A 19,178-nucleotide genomic window follows, 5' to 3' on the forward strand; every position below is an offset into this window, starting at 1 on the left:
TTGCGCTTCAGGGCTGCAGGCCGCACTGCTGCATCAAGGCCTTGGACTCGGCCACCAGGGCCTCGCGGGCGGCCGGGTCTTCGAGCAGGGAGCGCAGCAGCTTGTCCAGGGTGCCCTGGCCCTGCAATTGGGTGAGAGCTTCACGGTCCTGTGTATCCAGTGTGACGGCCACGGCCCTGGGTTCCGGACGGCCCTGGAAGCGGGCAATCAGCCGCGGCAGTTCGCCGGCTGCGGCGGGGCGCGCGAACACGCGATCGGCATGCTCGCGCTCGGCCGCGGTCAGGGTCTGGGTGACGATGGCCTGCAAGGTGCGCTCGAAGCGCGTGGCATCCAACGCGGCGATGCAGGGCAGGGCGTCCTGCTTGATGACGCCATGGGTGGCGGCCGTTCGGCCGCTCTGCTGAAAGCCGTCCAGCAGCACCTGGGCCAGGGCCTGGGCGGTGGCCCCGGCCCTGGGTGAGGCGGCAGCCGCCACGGTGGCGGCCTGCGTCGCAGGCAACAGCAGGGCCGCCGACAAGAGGCCGATCAGAAGGTGTCTCATGGGGTCAGCTGTTGCCTGTTGCCATCAGAACTTGTAGCTCAGGCCGGCCGACAGCATGTTGACGCGGGCCTTGCCGTCGCTGCTGTACTTGGCGCGGATATGGTCCCAGTCGCCGTTGACGGACCACTGCTTGTTGATCGCGTAGCTGACGCCAGCGCCGAAGACGGGCGCGAACGAGCTCTTGGACTGCGAACCACCGGCCGCGTAGGTGGCCTTGCTGTTGACATAGGCCAGGCCCAGCTTGCCCTTGAGGGTGAAGTTGTCCACCGTCAGCGGCAGCACGCCGTACACGCCCAGGCCCATATTGCGCACCTCGCCGGCCACCAGGCTGCCGCTCTTGAGCACGCTGCCCTTGGCGCGACCGGTGCTGAAGACCATGCCTTCGACGGCGAACTGATCGATGTTGTAGCCGCCGTAGACCTTGCCGCCGAAGCTGCCGGTCTTGTCGCAGGCCGCGCCGCCGACACATTCGATGCTGTACTTGTTCTGCAGGCCGATGCTGGCACCGATATAGGACTGGCCGGCGGCCTGGGCGGATGCGGCACCGGCAACAGCGGTCAGCGCGGAGGCAAGCAGGATTTGGAACTTGTTCATTGTCAGTACTCCTAAGGGTTGAGCGCGTCATCTGCCTGCGAAGCCGGGGAATCTCTTGCGTTGCGGGGCACGATCACGACGGGTCGCAGTGTTGCCGTCATGGGCGTTGCGTACCAGCTTCTTGTACGTGAGGTCGGTGTTTGGCGCTTGACGTACCGATATCCGCTACTATGGCCACCTCAATGTCAAGGAGGAGGCAAGCATGAGTTCGCCCGAGATCGTGATGCAGGTCCTGCGCGCCGAGATGCGCGGCGTGGGCATGACCTACAAGGTGCTGGCCAAGGCGCTGAACATGAGCGAGTCCAGCATGAAGCGGGTGTTTGCCCAGGGCGATATGTCGCTGTCGCGCCTGGCCCAGGTCTGCAAGGCGGTGGGCATCTCGATGGAAGACCTGCTGCGCCAGGCGGCCGATGCCACGCCCCATGCCGATACCCTGACCCTGGCTCAGGAGCGCTCGCTGGTCAGCGACCCGCGGCTGCTGCTGGTGTCGATCTGCTGCCTGGGCCAGTGGACCTTCGAGCAGATCGTTGACACCTACACCTTGACCGCGCCGGAGTGCATCCAGTACCTGGTCAAGCTCGACCGCCTAGGCCTGATCGAGCTGAAGCCGCTGAACCGCTACCGCATGCGTGTGTCACGGGCCTTCCGCTGGCGTGCCGACGGGCCCGTGCAGCAGTTCTTCCGCGACCATGTTGTCGATGACTACTTCAAGGGCAATTTCGACGGCGAGGGCGAGACCCTGCTGCTGGTCCATGGCCGACTGTCGCAGGGCAGCGCCCAGGAACTGGTGCAGAAGATCCGCCAGCTTGCCGGCGAGCTGGCCCACAAGCACCAGGACGACCAGCGCCTGAAACCGGTCGAGCGCGACGGCTACACCCTGCTGGTGGGGCTGCGCTCCTGGGAGTTTAGTCCGTTCACGGCGATGCGAAGGGGGGCGGCACCCTGATCACCAGAATGGACCTAAGTAGAGATAGGCCGCATTGCTGATCACATTGCCGCTGGAGCGCGCGCTGCCCACGGCCAGGTAGAGCGGGCCGAAACGGGTGTCGACCGACAGGAACATGCTGGTCGCCAGCCGGAGGTCGGCCCGGCCCAGGGCCTGGCTGCGCTCTCGGCCTGCGCCGGCTTCGAGCGAGAAGCCGGCGCGTATGGCCCCGCCCAGGCCCACCGGCATTTCGCCCAGCCGCTTGGCCATCACGAAGCGGCCGAAGCCTATGCTGCTGCCGCTGAGCGAGTTGTCAGGCAGGCCCGACAGGCGCAGAAATCCGCCCAGCGAGCTCGTCGAGCCCAGCTGCGAATGGGCCCACTCGGTGTAGACATGGCCGGCCCAGCTGCCCCAGCTGAAGGCGCTGAGGCCGAGGAAGTTCAGGCGATGGTGCGGACTGCCCTGCGGCAGACGCAGTCGTTCGATGCGCGCGTCGATCAGATTGCCGCGGCTGGGAAAGGTCACGGAGTCCAGCGTGTCCACCCGCCATTGCGCGTAGTAGGCGGCGACGGAGACCTGGGCGTCGCTTTGATCGGCCACCTCGGGCAGCAGCTGCCGTGCGCTGGACTGCACCCGGCCCACGCCGACCTGCAGATCACCCCATTGTCCCAGCCGGCGCCCCAGCGCCAGCGACACCGAACGCTCGCGCGCGCCCCAGCGCGATGTGATGCGGCCCTGCTCGAAGGCGTCGAAGCCTGAGTCCTCGTAGCTGAAGCCAGGGCTCAGATACCAGGCCGAACCCGGCCCCAGCGGTTGCGTGAACGAGCTGCTGAAGCCACGCCGGTTGCCCAGGCGGGCCACGCTGCGCAGCTCGCCACCCCAGTCGTTGAGCAGCGAGGCCACATGCATGGCCACCAGGGTGAAGCGATTGCTCTCGCCGAAGTTGCTGTAAAGCTCCAGACCCAGGCGGATGCGGCTGCGGCCCCATTGCGCCTCGGTCAGATTCATATTGACGTGGCGCCTGCCGTCCTGGTCGCTGACCTGGGTTTCGACGCGGTCGAAGTCACCGCTGCCATAGAGGGCGGCGGCGGCCTTGTTGACCTCGGCCAGGGTCACGGGCTTGCCCAGCTCAAGGCCGGTCTCGGCGCGCACGGTCTCGGGATCGGCATGGCGCGTGCCCTGGACCTTCAGACTTGCCAGCGGCAGCGCCCTTGCCAAGGCCACCGGGGTGATTTGACGGGCCAGTTCCTGCTCGGCATAGGCCTCGGCCGACAAGGCCAGGGCCTGCAGCCGAGGCGCCACCGCCCGGGCCGCCTCGCGGCCGGCGGCAATCGCGGCGTCGAAGCGCTTGAAGTCGATGAAGCTCACATCGCCCAGCTTGGGCGAGATCAGCACGTCAACGGGCTTCAACTCGGCCACCGAGCGCTTGACGTTCTGCTCGGTCAGGATCTGCAGCATCTGGTTGGCCACGCTGACGGCGCTGGTGATGTCCTTCTCGTCCATCAGCGGCGTGCCGACATTGACGGCGATGATGATCTGCGCGCCCATCTCGCGGGCCACGTCCACGCCCAGATTGCGCACCAGGCCGCCGTCGACGACCAGCCGGCCCTCGACCCGCACCGGGGCGAACACGCCCGGCACGGCCAGCGAGGCGCGCATGGCCAGGAACAGCGGCGTGTCGGTCAGCTGCTTCAGCTCGCCGGTGGCCAGGTCGGTGGCCAGGGCGCGAAAGGGCAGGGCCAGCTGATTCACCGGCCAGTCGCCGCGGCCCTCGGCGACCAGGCGTTCCAGAGTGAACTCCAAGGCGCTGTTGCCGGCCGCGGCCGGCGGCAGCGCGATGCCTTGCCGGCCCAGGCCCAGCTCGATGCGCGAGGGCACGACCAGGTCCTCCTCGCGGCGGCGAAAGGCCAGTTCCTGGCGCGGCGGGCGGTCGGCCAGGATGCCGTCCCAGTTGGCCTGGCGTACAAAGGCCTCCAGCTCGTCAACCTTGCGCCCGGCGGCGAAGGCCCCGCCGACGACGGCACCCATGCTGGTGCCCACCACGATGTCCACCGGGACGCGCATCGCCTCCAGCTCGCGCAGCACGCCGATATGGGCCAGGCCCCGCGCGCCGCCACCCGACAGCACCAGGGCCACACGGGGGCGCAGCGGCGCGGCATCCCGAGTGGCGGCCTGGGCCTGCGCGGCCGTCGGCAGGCCGATGGCGCAGGCTGCGAGCAAAGCGCTCAGCAAGCGTGGGGCTAGGTGTTCAAGCATGGGCTTCAGCGCGGCGCAAAGCCGCGACCATAACCGATGCGCTACGCTGTCGGCATGACACACGCACCGTTTCGCATCGGCGAGGGCTGGGACACCCATGCGCTCGTCACCGGCCGCCCCCTGGTTCTGGGCGGCATCACCATTCCCCACAGCCACGGCCTCTTGGGCCATTCGGACGCAGACGCGCTGGCCCATGCCATCACCGACGCGCTGCTGGGCGCGGCCGCTTTGGGCGACATCGGCCGTCACTTTCCCGACACCGCGGCCGAGTTCAAGGGCGCCGACTCGATGGTGCTGCTGGCCGAGGCCCAGGCCCGGGTGGCCGCCGCCGGCTGGGTGGTGGGCAATATCGATGCCACCATCGTTGCCCAGGCGCCCAAGATGGCGCCGCACATTCCGGCCATGGTGGCTAGGCTTGCCGAAGTGCTGCAGCTGCACCCGGGCCAGATCAATGTGAAGGCCAAGACGGCCGAGAAGATGGGGCCGGTGGGCGAGGGCAGGGCGATCGAGACGCGGGCCGTGTGCCTGTTGGTGCCCCGGCCGGTGAGCGACGCGGCTTAAGCGGCGGTGCGGCGCATCTGCACGATGGCCAAGAGGCCGCCGCCCGGCGCGTTCTGCAGCTCCAGGCTGCCGCCCATGCGCTGCAGCGCCTTCTCGACGATGGCCAGGCCCAGACCGGCACCGGTGGCGGCGGTGCGGGCGGTGTCGCCGCGGAAGAAGGGCGTGGTCAGCTGGGCTAGCTTTTCCGGCGGCACGCCGGCGCCGTGGTCGCGCACGCGGATATTGACAAAGGCGCCGACACGCTCGGCGCTGACCTCGACCTCGGCCATGCCGCTTGCGGCGCTCAGCCCGTAGCGGCGGGCATTCTCGAACAGGTTCTGCAGCACCCGGCCCAGCTCGGTGTCGTCGGCCAGCACCATGATGTCGCCCGGCACCTGGGCCCGGATGCGGATCTGCTCCGGGTTGCGGAAGGCGTTGATCTCGCGCTCGACCAGCAGGGCCAGCGGCACCGGCTCCAGCATCACCTCGCCGGGGCGTGAGTAGTCAAGGAATTTGTCGATGATGGCGTCGAGCTGGTCGATGTCCAGCGCCATATTGCGGCGTGCCTCCTCATCGTGCACGCTCATCTCGGCCTCGAGCCGCAGGCGTGCCAGTGGCGTGCGCAGGTCGTGCGAGATGCCGGCCAGCATCACGGCGCGGTCCTCGTCCACCTTGGCCAGCTCGCGTGCCATGCGGTTGAAGCCCATATTGACCTCACGGATCTCGCTGGTGCGGGTGTTCTCGTCCAGGCGCGAGTCGTACTCGCCCTCGCGGATGCGGCTGGCCGCCGAACTGAGCTCGCGCAGCGGCTCGTTGATCAGCCGGGCGATGCCCACCGAGCCGAGAATGGTTGCGATCAGCGCAATCGCCACCCAGGGCCCCCAGATCTCCAGGCTCACCGGCTGCACGCGGGCCAGGTCGGTGCGCAGCCAGAACGGGTCGGTGTCGATGTTGAAGCCGACCCACAGGCCGGCCTGGTCATTGACGCTCTTGGCCACCACGGTGCCCGGGCCCAACTGGGCGCGCAGGCCGTCGGCAATGCTGCGGGTGAAGGTGTCTGACTCATAGGCCTGCCAGCGGTCGCCTTTTTCGCGCGGCAGCACCTTGACCGTGTCCTCGTCCGACATCGTCTTGACCATGGCGATGCGGTTGATGCCATCGGTCTGCAGCAGGGCGCTGCGCGTCAGATTGACCAGGCTGGCCAGCTGTTGGGCCGACTGCAGCGCGCGCGGCTCGGCCTCCAGCGCACGAAAGGTCTGCACCCAGGCGAACACTCCCCCGGCCAGCAGCATGGCCAGCAGGAAGAAGGTGCGCCAGAAGAGACTCAGGGCGAGCTTGCTCACGGACATGGGCCCGATCTTGCCTGAGTCCGAGCCGGGGACGGGGTCACGCGGGGGTCAGGACGTGCCATCCGGCACGAAGACATAGCCCACGCCCCAGACCGTCTGGATATAGCGCGGCTGGGTCGGGTCGGGTTCCAGCATCTTGCGCAGGCGCGAGATCTGCACGTCCAGGCTGCGGTCGAAGGGCTCGAACTCGCGGCCGCGGGCGAGCTGGGCCAGCTTGTCGCGCGAGAGCGGCTGGCGCGGGTGGCGTACCAGGGCCTTCAGCATCGAGAACTCGCCGGTCGTCAGCTGCAGCTGCTCGCCATCCTTGGTCAGGCGGCGCTGGGCCAGATCGAACTCGAACGGGCCGAAATTGACCGTCATCGCCTCCTTGGTCGGGGCGCCGGGGGCTTCCATCGCCGGGCGGCGGCGCAGCACGGCGTGGATGCGGGCCAGCAGCTCGCGCGGATTGAAGGGCTTGGGCATGTAGTCATCGGCACCGACCTCGAGGCCGACGATACGGTCCACCTCCTCGACCTTGGCGGTGAGCATGATGATGGGCGTCAGGTCATTGGCGGCGCGCAGGCGCCGGCAGATCGACAGGCCATCCTCGCCGGGCAGCATCAGATCGAGCACGATCAGGTCCACCGTCTCGCGGGTCAGCAGCTTGTTCAGCGACTTGCCATCTTCGGCCAGCAGGACCTCGAAGCCTTCCTGCGTCAGATAGCGGCGCAGCAGGTCGCGGATGCGCGCATCGTCATCGACGACGGCAATGCGGTTGGGGCGGGCGGGTGCAGCGGTGCTCATGGCAGGCCTCGAAATTTGTAACAGCGCCATTGTGGCGAGCTTTGCCGGTCTTGAGTTTGTAACTGACCTTCGGTTACAAATCTTGCGCTTTGAGCGCTACCCTTGGCGGTCAAACTGCGTTGTTACGGATTTCAGGGAGTTTTGAAGATGCAAAAGACTGTTGCACTGCTGTCCTTGGCGCTTGGCGCCGTCACGGCCCAGGCCGCCGACCCGGTGAGGCGTGACCTGCTGAGCCTGAATGCCAGCGCCTCGGTGGAGGTGACGCGCGATGTGCTGGCCGTGGCCTTCAGCACCACCCGTGAAGGCACCGATGCGGCGACGGTGCAGTCCGGACTGAAACAGGCGCTGGACGCGGCCCTGGCCGAAGCCAAGAAGGCCGCCAGGCCGGGCCTGGTCGAGGTGCAGACCGGCAATTTCTCGCTCTACCCGCGCTACAGCAGCAAGGGCGGCATCACCGGCTGGCAGGGCACGGCCGAGCTCCTGGTCGAGGGCAAGGATGCCCCGGCCATCGCCCAGCTGACCGGCCGCATCAGCACGATGACGATTGCCCGCGTGGGCTACAACCTGTCGCGCGAGCAGCGCGAGCGCGCCGAGGCCGAGGTCTCGGCCCAGGCGATCGCCCGCTACCGCGCCAAGGCAGCCGACTATGCCAAGCAGTTCGGCTATACCGGCTACGGCATTGCCGAGATCAGCATCAGCGGCGATGAGCCGATGCGCTACGCGGCCATGGCCTCACCGCGGACGAAGGCCATGGGCGCCGCGGCCGACGAGGCCCTGCCGGTGGAGGCCGGCAAGGCCACGGTCACTGTCTCGGTCAACGGCACGGTGCAGATGACCAAATAAGGCCAGGCTACTGAGCGGTCCAACCGCCATCCATGGCCCAGGCTTGCCCGCGGACATTGTTGGCGGCGGAAGAGCACAGGAAAACGCTCAGTTCGCCCAGCTCATCGGGCGTGGTGAACTGCAGCGAGGGCTGTTTCTCGGCCAGCATGCGGCGCTTGGCCTCCTCGCCATCCACGCCCTCGGCGGCGGCGCGGGCGTCCACCTGCTTTTGCACCAGAGGCGTCAGCACCCAGCCGGGGCAGATCGCGTTGACGGTGATGCCGCTGGTGGCCGTTTCCAGCGCCACCGACTTGGTGAAGCCCACTAAGCCATGCTTGGCGGCCACATAGGCCGACTTCTGCGCCGAGGCCACCAGCCCATGGGCCGAAGCGACGTTGATGATGCGGCCCCAGCCCTTGGCCAGCATGCCCGGGACGGCCAGACGGGTGGTGTGGAAGGCCGAGCTCAGGTTGATGGCAATGATGGCGTCCCAGCGCTCGGCCGGAAAGTCCTGCACCGGCGCCACATACTGGATGCCGGCGTTGTTGACCAGGATGTCGACACCGCCGAATTCGGCCTGGGCGTAGGCCATCAAGGCCTCGATTTCGGCAGGCTTGCTCATGTCGGCGCCGTGGTAGCCCACCCGAATTCCATGATCTTTGCCCACTGCCGCGACCTCGGCCTTGGGCGCCTCGGCGTCACCAAAACCGTTCAGCACGATGTTCGCGCCCTGGCGGGCAAGGCTCAAAGCGATGCCCAGGCCGATGCCGCTGGTGGAGCCGGTCACCAAGGCGCATTTACCTTTCAACATGTCAGTACTCCTAAGGGTTGCTACGATCCATTATCAAAGAAGGATCACATCATGGCGGAACCGAGGCTGAACAATGTGCAATGTCTGGGCGCTTCCGGCCTGCATCGGATGGCGTACTGGGAGTGGGGCGAGCGCAGCAACCCGAGGGTGCTGGTCTGCGTGCACGGGCTGGCCCGGCAGGGGCGCGATTTCGATACTTTGGCGCAGCGCCTGAGCGATCGCTACCGGGTGATCTGCCCCGATGTGGTGGGCCGCGGCCAGTCGGACTGGCTGGCCAACCCGCAGGGCTACCAGATCCCGGCCTATGTGGCCGATATGGTCACTCTGCTGGCCCGGCTCGATGTGGCCCAGGTGGACTGGCTGGGCACCTCGATGGGCGGGCTGATTGGCCTGGGCCTCGCTGCGCTGCCGCAGTCCCCGGTGCGCCGGCTGATGCTCAATGATGTGGGCCCTGCGATCCAGTACCAGGCGCTGCAGCGCATCGGCACCTATCTGGGCATGCCCCTGCATGTGGAGACAGTGGAGCAGGGTGCCGCCTATCTGTGGACGATCTCGCAGAGCTTCGGCCCGCACACGCCGGAGCAATGGCTGGCGCTGTCCAGGCCGATGTTCAAAGCGGAAGGGACAGGTCTGAAGCTGCACTACGATCCGCAGATCGCCGTGCCGTTTCGCGGCGTCACGCCCGAGCTGGCGTCGGCCGGCGAGGCGGCCTTGTGGCAGGCCTATGACGCGCTGCGCCAGCCGACCCTGCTGCTGCGCGGAGCGGACTCCGATCTGCTGTCGGCCGCCACCGCCCAGGCCATGACTCAGCGCGGACCCAAGGCGCGGCTGCACGAGTTTGCCGGCGTCGGCCATGCGCCGACCTTGGTGAGCGATGAACAAATCCAAGTGGTGCAAGATTTCCTGAATGAAGACTGAGCTTGCGGCCCGCCCTGAGACGGCCGCCCCAATAGTCGCGCTGCTGGAGGCCAGCGGCCCCGGCCCCGTCGGCGAAGCCTCACCGCTGGAGCGTGCGCGCGCCTTTGCCGAGCCGCTGCTGTCCGGCGAGATGCTGGACACCGGCGAGGAGGCACTGGCCCATGCCGATGGCGTATCCGAGATCCTGCTGTCCATCGGCGCCGCGCCTTCGATGCGCGCGGCCTCCTACCTGGTCTATGCCGGCGACTATCTGGCCAAGCCCGAGGAGGTGGTCAGCAAGGCCTTTGGCGAGTCCTATGCCAGCCTGGTCACGCACACGCGCAAGCTGGTGCAGATCCAGCGCGCCGCGCGCGAGGCCCAGGTCGGCGAGGAACAGAAGGCGGTGCAGACCGAGCGCGTGCGCAAGATGCTGCTGGCCTTCTCGCGTGACCTTCGCGTGGTGCTGCTGCGCCTGGCCTCGCGGCTGCAGACCTTGCGCTTCTTCGCCGCCACCAAGACCGAATGCCCACGGGCGCTGGCGCGCGAGTCTCTGCAGGTGTTCGCGCCGCTGGCCAACCGCCTGGGCATCTGGCAGATCAAATGGGAGATCGAGGACCTGTCCTTCCGCTTCCTCGACCCCGAGAACTACCGCCGCGTCGCCCGCTCGCTGGACGAAAAGCGCATCGAGCGCGCTCAGGGCGTGGACAGTGCACGCTGTGCGCTGCAGGACGAGCTGAAGGCCCAGGGCATTGCCGCCGAGGTGCAGGGCCGGCCCAAGCATCTGTACAGCATCTGGAAGAAGATGCAGGGCAAGGGCCTGAACATCGAGCGCGTGTTCGATCTGCGCGCGCTGCGTGTGATCGTTCCCGAGCTGCGCGACTGCTACGCGGTGCTCAGCCATCTGCATGAGCACTACAAGCCGGTGGCCGGGGAGTTCGACGACTACATCGCCAAGCCCAAGCCGAATGGCTACCAGTCGCTGCACACCGTGGTGCTGGACGCGCAGGAGCGGCCGATGGAGGTGCAGATACGCACCCGCGCGATGCACGAGCATGCCGAGCACGGCGTAGCCGCGCACTGGGCCTACAAGGAGGCGGGCGCCAAGGGCTACGCCGGCGTCAGCGCGGTGGGTGACTTCGAGGACCAGGTGGCCCAGGCGCGCAAGGCGGTGCTGCGCCAGCTGCTGGCCTGGGAGCGGGATTTTGTCGAATCCGGCGTCGAATCCGACACCGGGCAGACCGGCGGCGCACCGGCCGTGTTCGACGAGCGCATCTATGTGTTCACGCCGCAGGCCACCATCGTCGAACTGGCCGCCAACGCCACACCGATCGACTTCGCCTATGCCTTGCACACCGATCTGGGCCACCGCTGCCGTGGCGCCAAGGTCGACGGGGTGATGGTGCCGCTGAACACACCGCTGAAAAGTGGCCAGACGGTCGAGGTCATCGCCATCAAGGAGGGCGGCCCGTCGCTGGACTGGCTGAATGCCGAGCTGGGCTATCTGCAAAGCCAGCGCTCCAAGGCCAAGGTGCGGGCCTGGTTCAATGCGCTGGCCCAGGCGCAGACGGTGGCCAAGGGCCGCGAGCTGGTCGAGAAGCTGCTGCAGCGCGAGGGCAAGACGGCCGTCAAGCTCGAAGACCTGGCCTCGCAGCTGGGCTTCAAGAGCGCCGATGCGCTGTTCGAGGTCGTTGGCAAGGACGAGTTCTCGCTGCGCAATATCGAGACGCTGCTGCGCCCGGTTGAACCTGTGCAGCCCGAGGACGAATGGCTGGCCAAGCGCTACTCACGACCAGGCACCGGTGGCGCCGCGCCCAAGGGCGGCGTGCTGGTGGTCGGTGTCGATTCGCTGCTGACGAGTCTCGCCCGCTGCTGCCGCCCGGCGCCACCGGATGCGATCGGTGGCTACGTGACCCGCGGCAAGGGTGTGGCCATCCACCGCATCGCCTGCAGCAACTTCCGCCAGATGGCCAGCAGCGCACCCGAGCGGCAGATCCCGGTCACCTGGGGCACGGCCAGCAGCACGGCGCCCAGCGTTTATCCGGTCGATGTGATGGTCGAGTCAACCGACCGGCAGGGCCTGCTGCGCGATGTGCTGGACGTGTTCGCCAAGGAGAAGATGAACGTCACCAGCGTCAACACCCAGTCGATGAAGGCGACCCGCGGCGCCAAGGGTGACACCGCCTGGATGACCTTCACCGTCGAGGTCGCGGACTCGGCCCGACTGCAGCAGGTGCTGCGCAGCGTGTGCCAGGTCAACGGCGTGCGCGGCGCAAGACGAAAATGATTTTTCCGCAAATCTTGCGGCGCCTTGATTTTCCGGTATATACTGCGAGGCTCTTAGGCGCGTAGCTCAGCTGGTTAGAGCACCACCTTGACATGGTGGGGGTCGTTGGTTCGAGTCCAATCGCGCCTACCAAAATTGGTAGGATCAAAAAGCTTCAGACTTCATCGGTCTGGAGCTTTTTTGTTTTCCGAATCAAATCGGCGTTGCGCCGTCACGGCGGGTGAGGCGTTGAAGCTTCAGACCGCGAACGACCATTCGCCGAAGGCGGCGTGATGCGACCTATGGTCGCGCGCGGCACGGGCCTTGGCGGATTCGACCCAGCGCTTGGCGAAGGGGAAGGGGCCGAAGCCCGACTCGGTATTGATATGGCCCACCGCGCCAAGGTTGGTGAAGGTCGAGCCCCAGCGGCTGGCCCAGCGCAGCGCGCTGGAGGCGCTCATCCACGGGTCGTTCTGGCTGGCCACCAGGGTGCTGGGCGGACCCAGGCGCTGATGCGGCAGCAGCTCGGCCAGGCCGAACTTGTCGGGCTCGGCAGGTGCCACCAGCAGGGCCTGGCGTATCGGTGAGTCAGGGTGCTCGTGCAGGTGGCGTGCCAGCGCCAGGCAGCCGAAGCTGTGGGCCACGGCGATCCACTCGCCGCCACCGGCGCTGTCCAGCGAGCTGTGGATGCGGTCGGCCCAGCGCTGCAGATCGGGTCGGCTGAAGTCGCGCTGCACGACGCGGCGTGCATCACGGTACTGCTGCTGCAGCCAGGTCTGCCAATGGGCCACCCCGCTGTCGCGCAGGCCGGGGATGATCAGTAGACGAGGTGGGCGATAGGGCGTGCTCATGGTGAGCTCCTGGCTGTTGTCACGTTCCAGCCAGCTTGCCAACAACAGCTTGTTCAGGGAACGATGGTTTTTGTATTTGCTAATCCGTCATAAGCTCATGAAGAGTGCTTCGCGACCTGCATGGCATCAGCCCTGACCATCACTCCCATGGCAACACAACAACTTCCGGTCATCAACGTCCAGGCGCTGTCGGACCCGCGAGCCGGCGCCGAGGCGCTGGGCGCAGTGGCGCAGCAGATTGCCCTGGCCTGCCGCGCCCACGGCTTCTTCTATGCCGTCGGCCATGCGGTGCCGCAGCCGCTGATTGATGAGCTGGAGCGCCTGAGCCGCCAGTTCTTTGCGCTGGACGAAACCACCAAGCTGCAATGGCGCATGGCGTTGGGCGGGCGGGCATGGCGGGCTATTTCAAGACCGGCGGCGAGCTGACCTCGGGCATGCCGGACTGGAAGGAGGGCCTGTACCTGGGCAGCGAGCTTGGCCCGGACCATCCGCTGGTGCGCGCCGGCACGCCGGTGCATGGGCCCAATCTGTGGCCGGATCTGCCGGGTTTTCGTGACACGGTGCTGGCCTATCTGGAAGCCGTCACCGGCCTGGGCCATGCGCTGATGCGCGGCATCGCCTTGAGCCTCGAGCTGCCGGCCGACTACTTCGCGGACCGCTACACGGCCGACCCGCTGATATTGTTCCGCCTGTTCAACTATCCCAGCCGGCCCGCGCCCGAGGAGGACAGCGGCTCGCGCTGGGACCAGAGCAATGTGCACACCTTTGCCGGCAGCTATGGCGACTACCTGCTGGGCAAGATTGGCAAGGTGTTCCCGGAGCTGCAGCAGCAGGTGCTGTAGCGCCCCGAGCGACCCCCCTAGAACGAAGTTCCCGGCGGCCTGGCGGCCCGCATCCGCCGGTCCGGGGTCCGCGTACGGTGATTGAGCGCGTTGCCATGGAGCGCTGCTCACGACTCCGCGCCTGCTGTGAAGCAGGCCGGGAAGGCCAATCACTTCGAGGACCAACGCATGAAGACCACTGACTCAACCGCATCGCGGCGGCGGCTCGCCGCGCTGTGCCTGGGCGCTTGCCTGGGCGGCTATCTGAGCGTCGCGCAGGCATCCAGCCACCGCGAGGCGCCGTTCATCACCACCCAGCCCAAGGTGGACGCCGCCGACTTCTATATGTTCAACAGCTACGAGGGCGTGGCCGCCGACGGCTCGGGCGGCCGGGCCGGCTTCGTGACCTTGATTGCCAACTACCTGCCGCTGCAGGACGGCTATGGCGGGCCCAACTACTTCTCGCTGGACCCGAACGCGCTCTACGAGATTCATATCGACAACAACGGCGATGCGCGGGAAGACATCACCTTCCAGTTCCGCTTCAAGAACACATTGAAGGCGATCGCGCTGCTGATCAACAACAAGTCGGTGCCGATTCCCATCATCCAGGCCGGTGTCGTCAGCGCATCCAACGCCGCGGCGCTGAACCTGAACGAGAGCTTCAGCGTGAACGTCATCCGCGGCGACCGCCGCACCGGCCTGAGCGCGGCCCTGACCCACGTTGGCAGCGGCTCTGCGGTGTTCGACAAGCCGGTGGACAACATCGGCAGCAAGACCATTCCGGACTATCCGGGCTACGCCGCCCAGCATGTGCATGAGGTCAACATCCCCGGCTGCGCCACGCCAGGACGGGTCTTCGTCGGCCAGCGCAAGGACCCGTTCGCCGTCAATCTGGGCGTGATCTTCGATCTGGTCAATGCGCCGCTGGGCGTGATCACCGATCCGGGCCTGATCGCTGCCGGCAAGGACGATCTGGCCGACAAGAACGTGACCGAACTGGCGATCGAGGTGGCAGCCAGCTGCCTGGTCGCGGATGCCACACACCCCGTGATTGGCGGCTGGACCAGCGCCAGCCTGCGCCAGGGCCAGTACCTGACGCCAAGCCCTGCCAAGGGCCATGCCACGACCCTGATTCCGGGCGGTGGCTGGACGCAAGTCTCGCGCCTGGGCATGCCCCTGGTCAACGAGGTGGTGATCGGTCTGCCCGACAAGGACCGCTTCAACAGCTCCAGCCCCAAGGACGATCTTCAGTTCGCCGACTATGTGACGAATCCGACGCTGCCGGCGCTGATCGAGGTCGCCTTCGGCCAGGCTGCCGGCGCCTTTGCCCCCAGCAACGCCGGGCGCAATGACCTGGTGACAACCTTCCTGACCGGCATTCAGGGCGTCAACCAGCTGGGCATGATCACGCCGTCGGAAATGCAGCGCCTGAACACGGCCATACCGGCCGTGCCCTTTGCGAACCAGAACCGGCTGGGCATCGTCGGCAGCATCCTGGCCGGTGGCTCGGACTTTGCCGGCTATCCGAATGGCCGTCGGCCCAAGGACGATGTGGTCGATATCTCGCTGATCGCGATGATGGGTGGCCTGTGCATGGCCAATGGCAATGCCAATGCGCTGGGCTTCGGCGCCAGTTGCAAACCCACCGCCGTGCCGCTCGGCAGCACCGCGTTCAGTCTGCATGACGCGGTGGACCAGGCGACCCGGCCCTTGATGCCGGCCTTTCCCTACCTCGACACGCCGATCCCGGGCGCCAAGTGAAGAAGGACGCCATCATGAAATTTCATCAACGCATTTTCGGTGCCATCGCCCTTGCCGGCTCCACCAGCCTGGCATGGGCTGCGCCACCCGATCCGGTGCTGCTGATGCCGGCCGGGCCGGGCCTGCAGTCGGGTGCTTTCACCCAGGCGGTTGACGGCCTGTTTGTCGATACCTTCAGCTTCAAGCCGGCGGCCGTTGATGGCCTGGTGTCGGTGACCCTGTCCAGCCTTGCCGGGCCGGTCAGCTTCTTCAGCGCCAGCCTGAACGGGCAGGACTTCAGCTACTTCCCCGAGCTGGGCCAGACCGACTTCATGTTCCAGGCCCAGGTCAGCAGCGGCACCCCGCTGAGCCTGACCGTGTTCGGCGCTGTGCTGGACGGTGACGGCAACCCGCTGGGCGCGGGCTCGTACAGCGGCGCCATCACGGTAGCCGTGCCCGAGGTGCAGAGCTATGCCCTGATGCTGGCCGGTCTGGTCGGCCTGGCGCTTGCTGCCCGGCGCAGGCGAGGGGCCTGAAAGCTCCACCCAGCGCCCGCCGGAGGGGCCCGCGCGGGTAAACCCTTTCGGGGGCGCTCGGAGCGGGCTCCTAGAATCTTTGCTGCACTTGCACAAGGAGCTTGCTACATGGTCACTGCTCGCCGCAGCGCGTCTGCGGACGCCAAGGACGAAACCGCATCGGCCAAGCCGGGGGTGCGCATCCTCAAGAAGTACCCCAACCGCCGGCTCTACGACACCCAGACCAGCAGCTACATCACGCTCGCCGACGTCAAGAAGATGGTGCTGGAAGCCACCATCTTCGAGGTGCGCGACGCCAAGACCTCTGAAGACCTGACGCGCAGCATCCTGTTGCAGATCATCCTGGAAGAGGAAACCGGCGGCATGCCCATGTTCAGCACCCAGGTGCTGGCCCAGATCATCCGTTTCTACGGTCATGCGATGCAGGGCATGATGGGCGCCTACCTTGAGAAGAATATGCAGACCCTGGTGGACCTGCAGACCAAGCTCAGCGACCCGACCAAGGGCCTCTACGACCCCAAGAGCTTCAGCCCCGAGATGTGGACCCAGTTCCTCAACGGCCAGGCGCCGGTGATGCAGGGCCTGATGGGCAGCTATCTGGAGCAGAGCAAGAACCTGTTCGTGCAGATGCAGGAGCAGATGCAGAAGCAGGCCGGCAGCCTTTTCCCCGGGATTCCTGGCGTGCCCGGCTTCCCGCCCAAGACCTGAATCCGGGCCGGCTCATCCTGCGGTGTCAGCGGGATGAGTCAAAATCGCGCCTATGAGCGAAATCATTGCGGCTGCCTCCGCCCCCAAAATCGGCTTCGTGTCCCTCGGCTGTCCCAAGGCACTCACTGACTCCGAGCTGATCCTGACGCAGTTGCGCGCCGAAGGCTACGAAACCTCCAAGACCTTTGCCGGCGCCGATCTGGTGATCGTCAACACCTGCGGCTTCATCGACGATGCCGTCAAGGAAAGCCTGGACACCATTGGCGAGGCGCTGGCCGAGAACGGCAAGGTCATCGTCACCGGCTGCCTGGGCGCCAAGGCCGGTGCGAGCAGCGCCGACGCGGGCAGCCTGGTGCGCGAGATGCACCCCAGCGTGCTGGCGGTGACCGGGCCCCACGCCACGCAGGAGGTGATGGACGCCGTGCATCTGCATGTGCCCAAGCCCCACGACCCCTTTGTCGATCTGGTGCCTGCGCAGGGCATCAAGCTGACGCCCAAGCACTACGCCTACCTGAAGATCTCCGAGGGCTGCAACCACCGCTGCTCGTTCTGCATCATCCCGAGCATGCGCGGCGACCTCGATTCGCGCCTGATCGGCGAAGTGCTGGGCGAGGCGCAGCGCCTGTTCGAATCGGGCGTGAAGGAGTTGCTGGTCATCAGCCAGGACACCAGCGCCTATGGCGTGGACATCAAGTACCGCACCGGTTTCTGGGACGGCAAGCCGGTCAAGACCAAGCTGTTCGATCTGGTGGCCTCGCTGGGTGAGATGGCCAAGAAGCATGGCGCCTGGGTGCGCCTGCACTACGTCTATCCCTATCCCCATGTGGACGAGATCATCCCGATGATGGCCGAAGGCCTGGTGCTGCCCTATCTGGACGTGCCGTTCCAGCACGCCCATCCCGAGGTGCTCAAGCGCATGAAGCGCCCGGCCAGCGGCGAGCGCAATCTGGAGCGCATCCTGCGCTGGCGCGAGATCTGCCCCGAGATTGTCATCCGCAGCACCTTCATCGCCGGCTTCCCCGGCGAGACCGAAGAACAGTTCGAATCGCTGCTGGACTTTCTGCGCGAGGCGCAGATCGACCGCGCCGGCTGCTTTGCCTATTCGCCGGTCGGCGGCGCCACGGCCAATGACCTTGACGGCGCCTTGCCGGAGGAAGTGCGCGAGGAACGCCGCGCCCGCTTCATGGCGGTGGCCGAGGCCGTCTCGACCGAGAAGCTGAAGCGCCGCATCGGTGCGACCCTGCAGGTGCTGGTCGATTCCGCACCGGCGATGGGTCGCAAGGGTGGTATCGGCCGCAGCTATGCCGACGCCCCCGAGATCGATGGCGTGGTGCGCCTGCTGCCGCCGGAGAAGGCCTCGAAGACGCTGAAGGTGGGTGAGTTCACCAAGGCCCGAGTCGTGTCCACCGACGGGCATGACTTGATTGCCCAGCCCATCTGACGTAGCCCGGATGCAATCCGGGGGCGTCTTGCCTTGTCTTGTCCCGGATTGCATCCGGGCTACAACACCTTGGAATCGAATCGACCGATGAAGCGCGCCCCCAGCACCGAACAGATCCACCACCCCTACCAAGCCCCCGAAGGCTATGCGGCCATCCCGACCGGGGTGTACAAGGCCTCGACGATTCTGTTCAAGGACTGCGCCGAGATGCGCCGCCCGGTGGCGCGCGACGAGGGCTATATCTACGGCCTGCATGCCACCCCGACCAGCTTCACCCTGATGGCCCGTGTGGCCACCCTGGAGGGCGGCAAGCACTGCCTGCTGGCACCCAGCGGCCTGGCCGCGATCACGACCATCAACTTCGGCCTGCTGCGCCCCGGCGACGAGGTGCTGATACCGGACAACGTCTACGGTCAGAACCGCGTGTTCTCCGAAGGCCTGATGGAAGACTTCGGCGTCACCCACCGCGTCTATGACCCGCTGGATGCCGCCGCACTGGCCGCCATGCTGACGCCGGCCACCAAGCTGGTGTGGGTCGAGGCGGCCGGCTCGATCACGATGGAGTATCCGGATCTGCTGGGCCTGGTGCGGGCCTGCCGCGAAAAGGGCGTGCTGGTGGCGCTGGACAATACCTGGGGGTCGGGTCTTGCCTTCAATCCTTTCGACCTGGAGAACCGCCAAGGAGGCCTCGCCGTCGACGTGTCGATGAACGCGCTGACCAAGTACCCCTCGGGCGGCGCCGACGTGCTGATGGGCTCCATCGTCACCGCGGACCACGGGCTGCACAAGCGCATCAGCCATGCACACCGCCAGCTGGGCGTGGGCGTGGGCATGAATGACGTCGAGCTGGTGCTGCGCGGCCTGCCCAGCGTCGAGCTGCGCTATCACGCCCAGGACCGCACGACGCGGGCCCTGGCCGAGTGGATGGCGACGCGGCCCGAGATCGCCCAGGTGCTGCATCCGGCGCTGCCCGGCTCGCCGGGGCATAGCTTCTGGGCCGAGACCTGCACGGCCGCCGGCTGCCTGTTCTCGGTCGTGTTCAAGGCCGACTACACCCAAGAGCAGGTCGATGCCTTCGTCGATGCGCTGCAGCTGTTCGGCATCGGCTATTCCTGGGCCGGGCCGATGAGCCTGGCAGTGCCCTACGACATGACGCACAGTCGAAACCTGGCGCTGCCCTATGCGGGTGGCCACCTGGTGCGATTTGCGATCGGCCTGGAGGCCGAGGCCGATCTGCGCGCCGACATCGAGCAGGCGCTGCGGCAGCTGGCTGCTTGAGTGCCTGAGGGCAGGGCGC

At 66.8% G+C, this 19,178-nt stretch carries 19 protein-coding genes and 1 tRNA gene; 13 read left to right on the top strand and 7 right to left on the bottom strand.

Annotated features, from left to right (window positions below):
- Positions 1 to 7 precede the first annotated feature (7 nt).
- Together DES47_RS02090 and DES47_RS02095 are read right to left on the bottom strand one after the other, a co-directional pair.
- Positions 8 to 541, bottom strand: a complete 534-nt coding sequence (locus tag DES47_RS02090; RefSeq protein ID WP_133698999.1) for a hypothetical protein — start codon at positions 539 to 541, stop codon at positions 8 to 10.
- A gap of 24 nt (positions 542 to 565) precedes the next feature.
- Positions 566 to 1,135 (bottom strand): outer membrane protein, encoded by a 570-nt coding sequence (locus DES47_RS02095; protein WP_133699000.1) that lies wholly within the window; start codon positions 1,133 to 1,135, stop codon positions 566 to 568.
- Between the two features lie 202 nt (positions 1,136 to 1,337).
- Here DES47_RS02095 and DES47_RS02100 point away from each other — a divergent pair, with 202 nt between their 5' ends.
- Positions 1,338 to 2,081, top strand: a complete 744-nt coding sequence (locus DES47_RS02100) for a helix-turn-helix domain-containing protein (RefSeq protein ID WP_133699001.1) — start codon at positions 1,338 to 1,340, stop codon at positions 2,079 to 2,081.
- On the opposite strand, the gene DES47_RS02105 is transcribed toward DES47_RS02100, so the two are convergent.
- Positions 2,082 to 4,316, bottom strand: coding sequence for a patatin-like phospholipase family protein (locus tag DES47_RS02105; protein ID WP_133699002.1), 2,235 nt, complete (start codon positions 4,314 to 4,316; stop codon positions 2,082 to 2,084).
- A gap of 54 nt (positions 4,317 to 4,370) precedes the next feature.
- Here DES47_RS02105 and ispF point away from each other — a divergent pair, with 54 nt between their 5' ends.
- Positions 4,371 to 4,877 (top strand): 2-C-methyl-D-erythritol 2,4-cyclodiphosphate synthase, encoded by a 507-nt coding sequence (ispF, locus tag DES47_RS02110; RefSeq protein ID WP_133699003.1) that lies wholly within the window; start codon positions 4,371 to 4,373, stop codon positions 4,875 to 4,877.
- Here the strand turns inward: ispF and DES47_RS02115 are convergent.
- Together DES47_RS02115 and ompR are read right to left on the bottom strand one after the other, a co-directional pair.
- Entirely contained in the window at positions 4,874 to 6,205 is a 1,332-nt protein-coding gene (locus DES47_RS02115; RefSeq protein ID WP_133699004.1) for an ATP-binding protein, read from the bottom strand. The two genes, ispF and DES47_RS02115, sit on opposite strands and share 4 nt — an antisense overlap.
- Positions 6,206 to 6,253: 48 nt before the next feature.
- A complete protein-coding gene (ompR, locus tag DES47_RS02120; RefSeq protein ID WP_133699005.1) occupies positions 6,254 to 6,988 on the bottom strand; it encodes an osmolarity response regulator transcription factor OmpR in 735 nt (244 codons plus the stop codon).
- Between the two features lie 147 nt (positions 6,989 to 7,135).
- Here ompR and DES47_RS02125 point away from each other — a divergent pair, with 147 nt between their 5' ends.
- A complete protein-coding gene (locus DES47_RS02125) occupies positions 7,136 to 7,831 on the top strand; it encodes an SIMPL domain-containing protein (RefSeq protein ID WP_133699006.1) in 696 nt (231 codons plus the stop codon).
- Positions 7,832 to 7,838: 7 nt separating this feature from the next.
- On the opposite strand, the gene DES47_RS02130 is transcribed toward DES47_RS02125, so the two are convergent.
- Positions 7,839 to 8,621, bottom strand: a complete 783-nt coding sequence (locus tag DES47_RS02130) for a 3-hydroxybutyrate dehydrogenase (RefSeq protein ID WP_133699007.1) — start codon at positions 8,619 to 8,621, stop codon at positions 7,839 to 7,841.
- A gap of 51 nt (positions 8,622 to 8,672) precedes the next feature.
- On the opposite strand from DES47_RS02130, the gene DES47_RS02135 reads away from it, so the two are divergent.
- The 3 genes from DES47_RS02135 (at position 8,673) to DES47_RS02145 (ending at position 11,934) form a co-directional block, all read left to right on the top strand.
- A complete protein-coding gene (locus DES47_RS02135; RefSeq protein ID WP_133699008.1) occupies positions 8,673 to 9,539 on the top strand; it encodes an alpha/beta fold hydrolase in 867 nt (288 codons plus the stop codon).
- Positions 9,529 to 11,802, top strand: a complete 2,274-nt coding sequence (locus DES47_RS02140) for a RelA/SpoT family protein (RefSeq protein WP_133699009.1) — start codon at positions 9,529 to 9,531, stop codon at positions 11,800 to 11,802. The genes DES47_RS02135 and DES47_RS02140 overlap by 11 nt, the downstream gene beginning before the upstream one ends.
- Positions 11,803 to 11,857: 55 nt before the next feature.
- A tRNA-Val gene (locus tag DES47_RS02145) sits at positions 11,858 to 11,934 on the top strand.
- Between the two features lie 104 nt (positions 11,935 to 12,038).
- Here the strand turns inward: DES47_RS02145 and DES47_RS02150 are convergent.
- Entirely contained in the window at positions 12,039 to 12,632 is a 594-nt protein-coding gene (locus DES47_RS02150; protein ID WP_133699010.1) for an RBBP9/YdeN family alpha/beta hydrolase, read from the bottom strand.
- Positions 12,633 to 12,779: 147 nt separating this feature from the next.
- On the opposite strand from DES47_RS02150, the gene DES47_RS29510 reads away from it, so the two are divergent.
- The 7 genes from DES47_RS29510 (at position 12,780) to DES47_RS02180 (ending at position 19,159) form a co-directional block, all read left to right on the top strand.
- On the top strand, positions 12,780 to 13,058 hold the full coding sequence (locus DES47_RS29510; protein ID WP_279537272.1) for a 2-oxoglutarate and iron-dependent oxygenase domain-containing protein: 279 nt from the start codon (positions 12,780 to 12,782) through the stop codon (positions 13,056 to 13,058).
- Positions 13,025 to 13,474, top strand: a complete 450-nt coding sequence (locus DES47_RS29515) for a 2-oxoglutarate and iron-dependent oxygenase domain-containing protein (protein WP_279537273.1) — start codon at positions 13,025 to 13,027, stop codon at positions 13,472 to 13,474. The genes DES47_RS29510 and DES47_RS29515 overlap by 34 nt, the downstream gene beginning before the upstream one ends.
- A 168-nt stretch (positions 13,475 to 13,642) precedes the next feature.
- Complete coding sequence (locus DES47_RS02160) at positions 13,643 to 15,217, top strand: DUF4331 domain-containing protein (protein ID WP_133699011.1); 1,575 nt, start codon at positions 13,643 to 13,645, stop codon at positions 15,215 to 15,217.
- A 14-nt stretch (positions 15,218 to 15,231) separates the two neighbouring features.
- On the top strand, positions 15,232 to 15,732 hold the full coding sequence (locus tag DES47_RS02165; protein ID WP_133699012.1) for an FxDxF family PEP-CTERM protein: 501 nt from the start codon (positions 15,232 to 15,234) through the stop codon (positions 15,730 to 15,732).
- Positions 15,733 to 15,840: 108 nt separating this feature from the next.
- On the top strand, positions 15,841 to 16,440 hold the full coding sequence (gene phaR, locus DES47_RS02170) for a polyhydroxyalkanoate synthesis repressor PhaR (protein ID WP_133699013.1): 600 nt from the start codon (positions 15,841 to 15,843) through the stop codon (positions 16,438 to 16,440).
- A gap of 52 nt (positions 16,441 to 16,492) precedes the next feature.
- Positions 16,493 to 17,881: a 30S ribosomal protein S12 methylthiotransferase RimO gene (gene rimO / locus DES47_RS02175; RefSeq protein WP_133699014.1), complete on the top strand. Its 1,389-nt coding sequence runs from the start codon at positions 16,493 to 16,495 to the stop codon at positions 17,879 to 17,881.
- Between the two features lie 87 nt (positions 17,882 to 17,968).
- Positions 17,969 to 19,159 (top strand): PLP-dependent transferase, encoded by a 1,191-nt coding sequence (locus tag DES47_RS02180; RefSeq protein WP_133699015.1) that lies wholly within the window; start codon positions 17,969 to 17,971, stop codon positions 19,157 to 19,159.
- Positions 19,160 to 19,178: the final 19 nt, after the last annotated feature.

Origin of the sequence: Roseateles toxinivorans, from assembly GCF_004362525.1 — a bacterium.
Taxonomy (GTDB): domain Bacteria; phylum Pseudomonadota; class Gammaproteobacteria; order Burkholderiales; family Burkholderiaceae_C; genus Paucibacter; species Paucibacter toxinivorans.

Bases quoted from the DNA above. Each gene is read 5' to 3' on its own strand.
- ispF (WP_133699003.1), top strand. From the start codon at position 4,371: ATGACACACGCACCGTTTCGCATCGGCGAGGGCTGGGACACCCATGCG.
- DES47_RS02100 (WP_133699001.1), top strand. From the start codon at position 1,338: ATGAGTTCGCCCGAGATCGTGATGCAGGTCCTGCGCGCCGAGATGCGC.
- DES47_RS29510 (WP_279537272.1), top strand. From the start codon at position 12,780: ATGGCAACACAACAACTTCCGGTCATCAACGTCCAGGCGCTGTCGGAC.
- DES47_RS29515 (WP_279537273.1), top strand. From the start codon at position 13,025: ATGGCGGGCTATTTCAAGACCGGCGGCGAGCTGACCTCGGGCATGCCG.
- DES47_RS02165 (WP_133699012.1), top strand. From the start codon at position 15,232: ATGAAATTTCATCAACGCATTTTCGGTGCCATCGCCCTTGCCGGCTCC.
- DES47_RS02130 (WP_133699007.1), bottom strand. From the start codon at position 8,621: ATGTTGAAAGGTAAATGCGCCTTGGTGACCGGCTCCACCAGCGGCATC.
- DES47_RS02150 (WP_133699010.1), bottom strand. From the start codon at position 12,632: ATGAGCACGCCCTATCGCCCACCTCGTCTACTGATCATCCCCGGCCTG.
- DES47_RS02105 (WP_133699002.1), bottom strand. From the start codon at position 4,316: ATGCTTGAACACCTAGCCCCACGCTTGCTGAGCGCTTTGCTCGCAGCC.
- DES47_RS02160 (WP_133699011.1), top strand. From the start codon at position 13,643: ATGAAGACCACTGACTCAACCGCATCGCGGCGGCGGCTCGCCGCGCTG.
- phaR (WP_133699013.1), top strand. From the start codon at position 15,841: ATGGTCACTGCTCGCCGCAGCGCGTCTGCGGACGCCAAGGACGAAACC.
- DES47_RS02090 (WP_133698999.1), bottom strand. From the start codon at position 541: ATGAGACACCTTCTGATCGGCCTCTTGTCGGCGGCCCTGCTGTTGCCT.
- DES47_RS02125 (WP_133699006.1), top strand. From the start codon at position 7,136: ATGCAAAAGACTGTTGCACTGCTGTCCTTGGCGCTTGGCGCCGTCACG.
- DES47_RS02140 (WP_133699009.1), top strand. From the start codon at position 9,529: ATGAAGACTGAGCTTGCGGCCCGCCCTGAGACGGCCGCCCCAATAGTC.
- rimO (WP_133699014.1), top strand. From the start codon at position 16,493: ATGAGCGAAATCATTGCGGCTGCCTCCGCCCCCAAAATCGGCTTCGTG.
- DES47_RS02135 (WP_133699008.1), top strand. From the start codon at position 8,673: ATGGCGGAACCGAGGCTGAACAATGTGCAATGTCTGGGCGCTTCCGGC.
- ompR (WP_133699005.1), bottom strand. From the start codon at position 6,988: ATGAGCACCGCTGCACCCGCCCGCCCCAACCGCATTGCCGTCGTCGAT.
- DES47_RS02180 (WP_133699015.1), top strand. From the start codon at position 17,969: ATGAAGCGCGCCCCCAGCACCGAACAGATCCACCACCCCTACCAAGCC.
- DES47_RS02115 (WP_133699004.1), bottom strand. From the start codon at position 6,205: ATGTCCGTGAGCAAGCTCGCCCTGAGTCTCTTCTGGCGCACCTTCTTC.
- DES47_RS02095 (WP_133699000.1), bottom strand. From the start codon at position 1,135: ATGAACAAGTTCCAAATCCTGCTTGCCTCCGCGCTGACCGCTGTTGCC.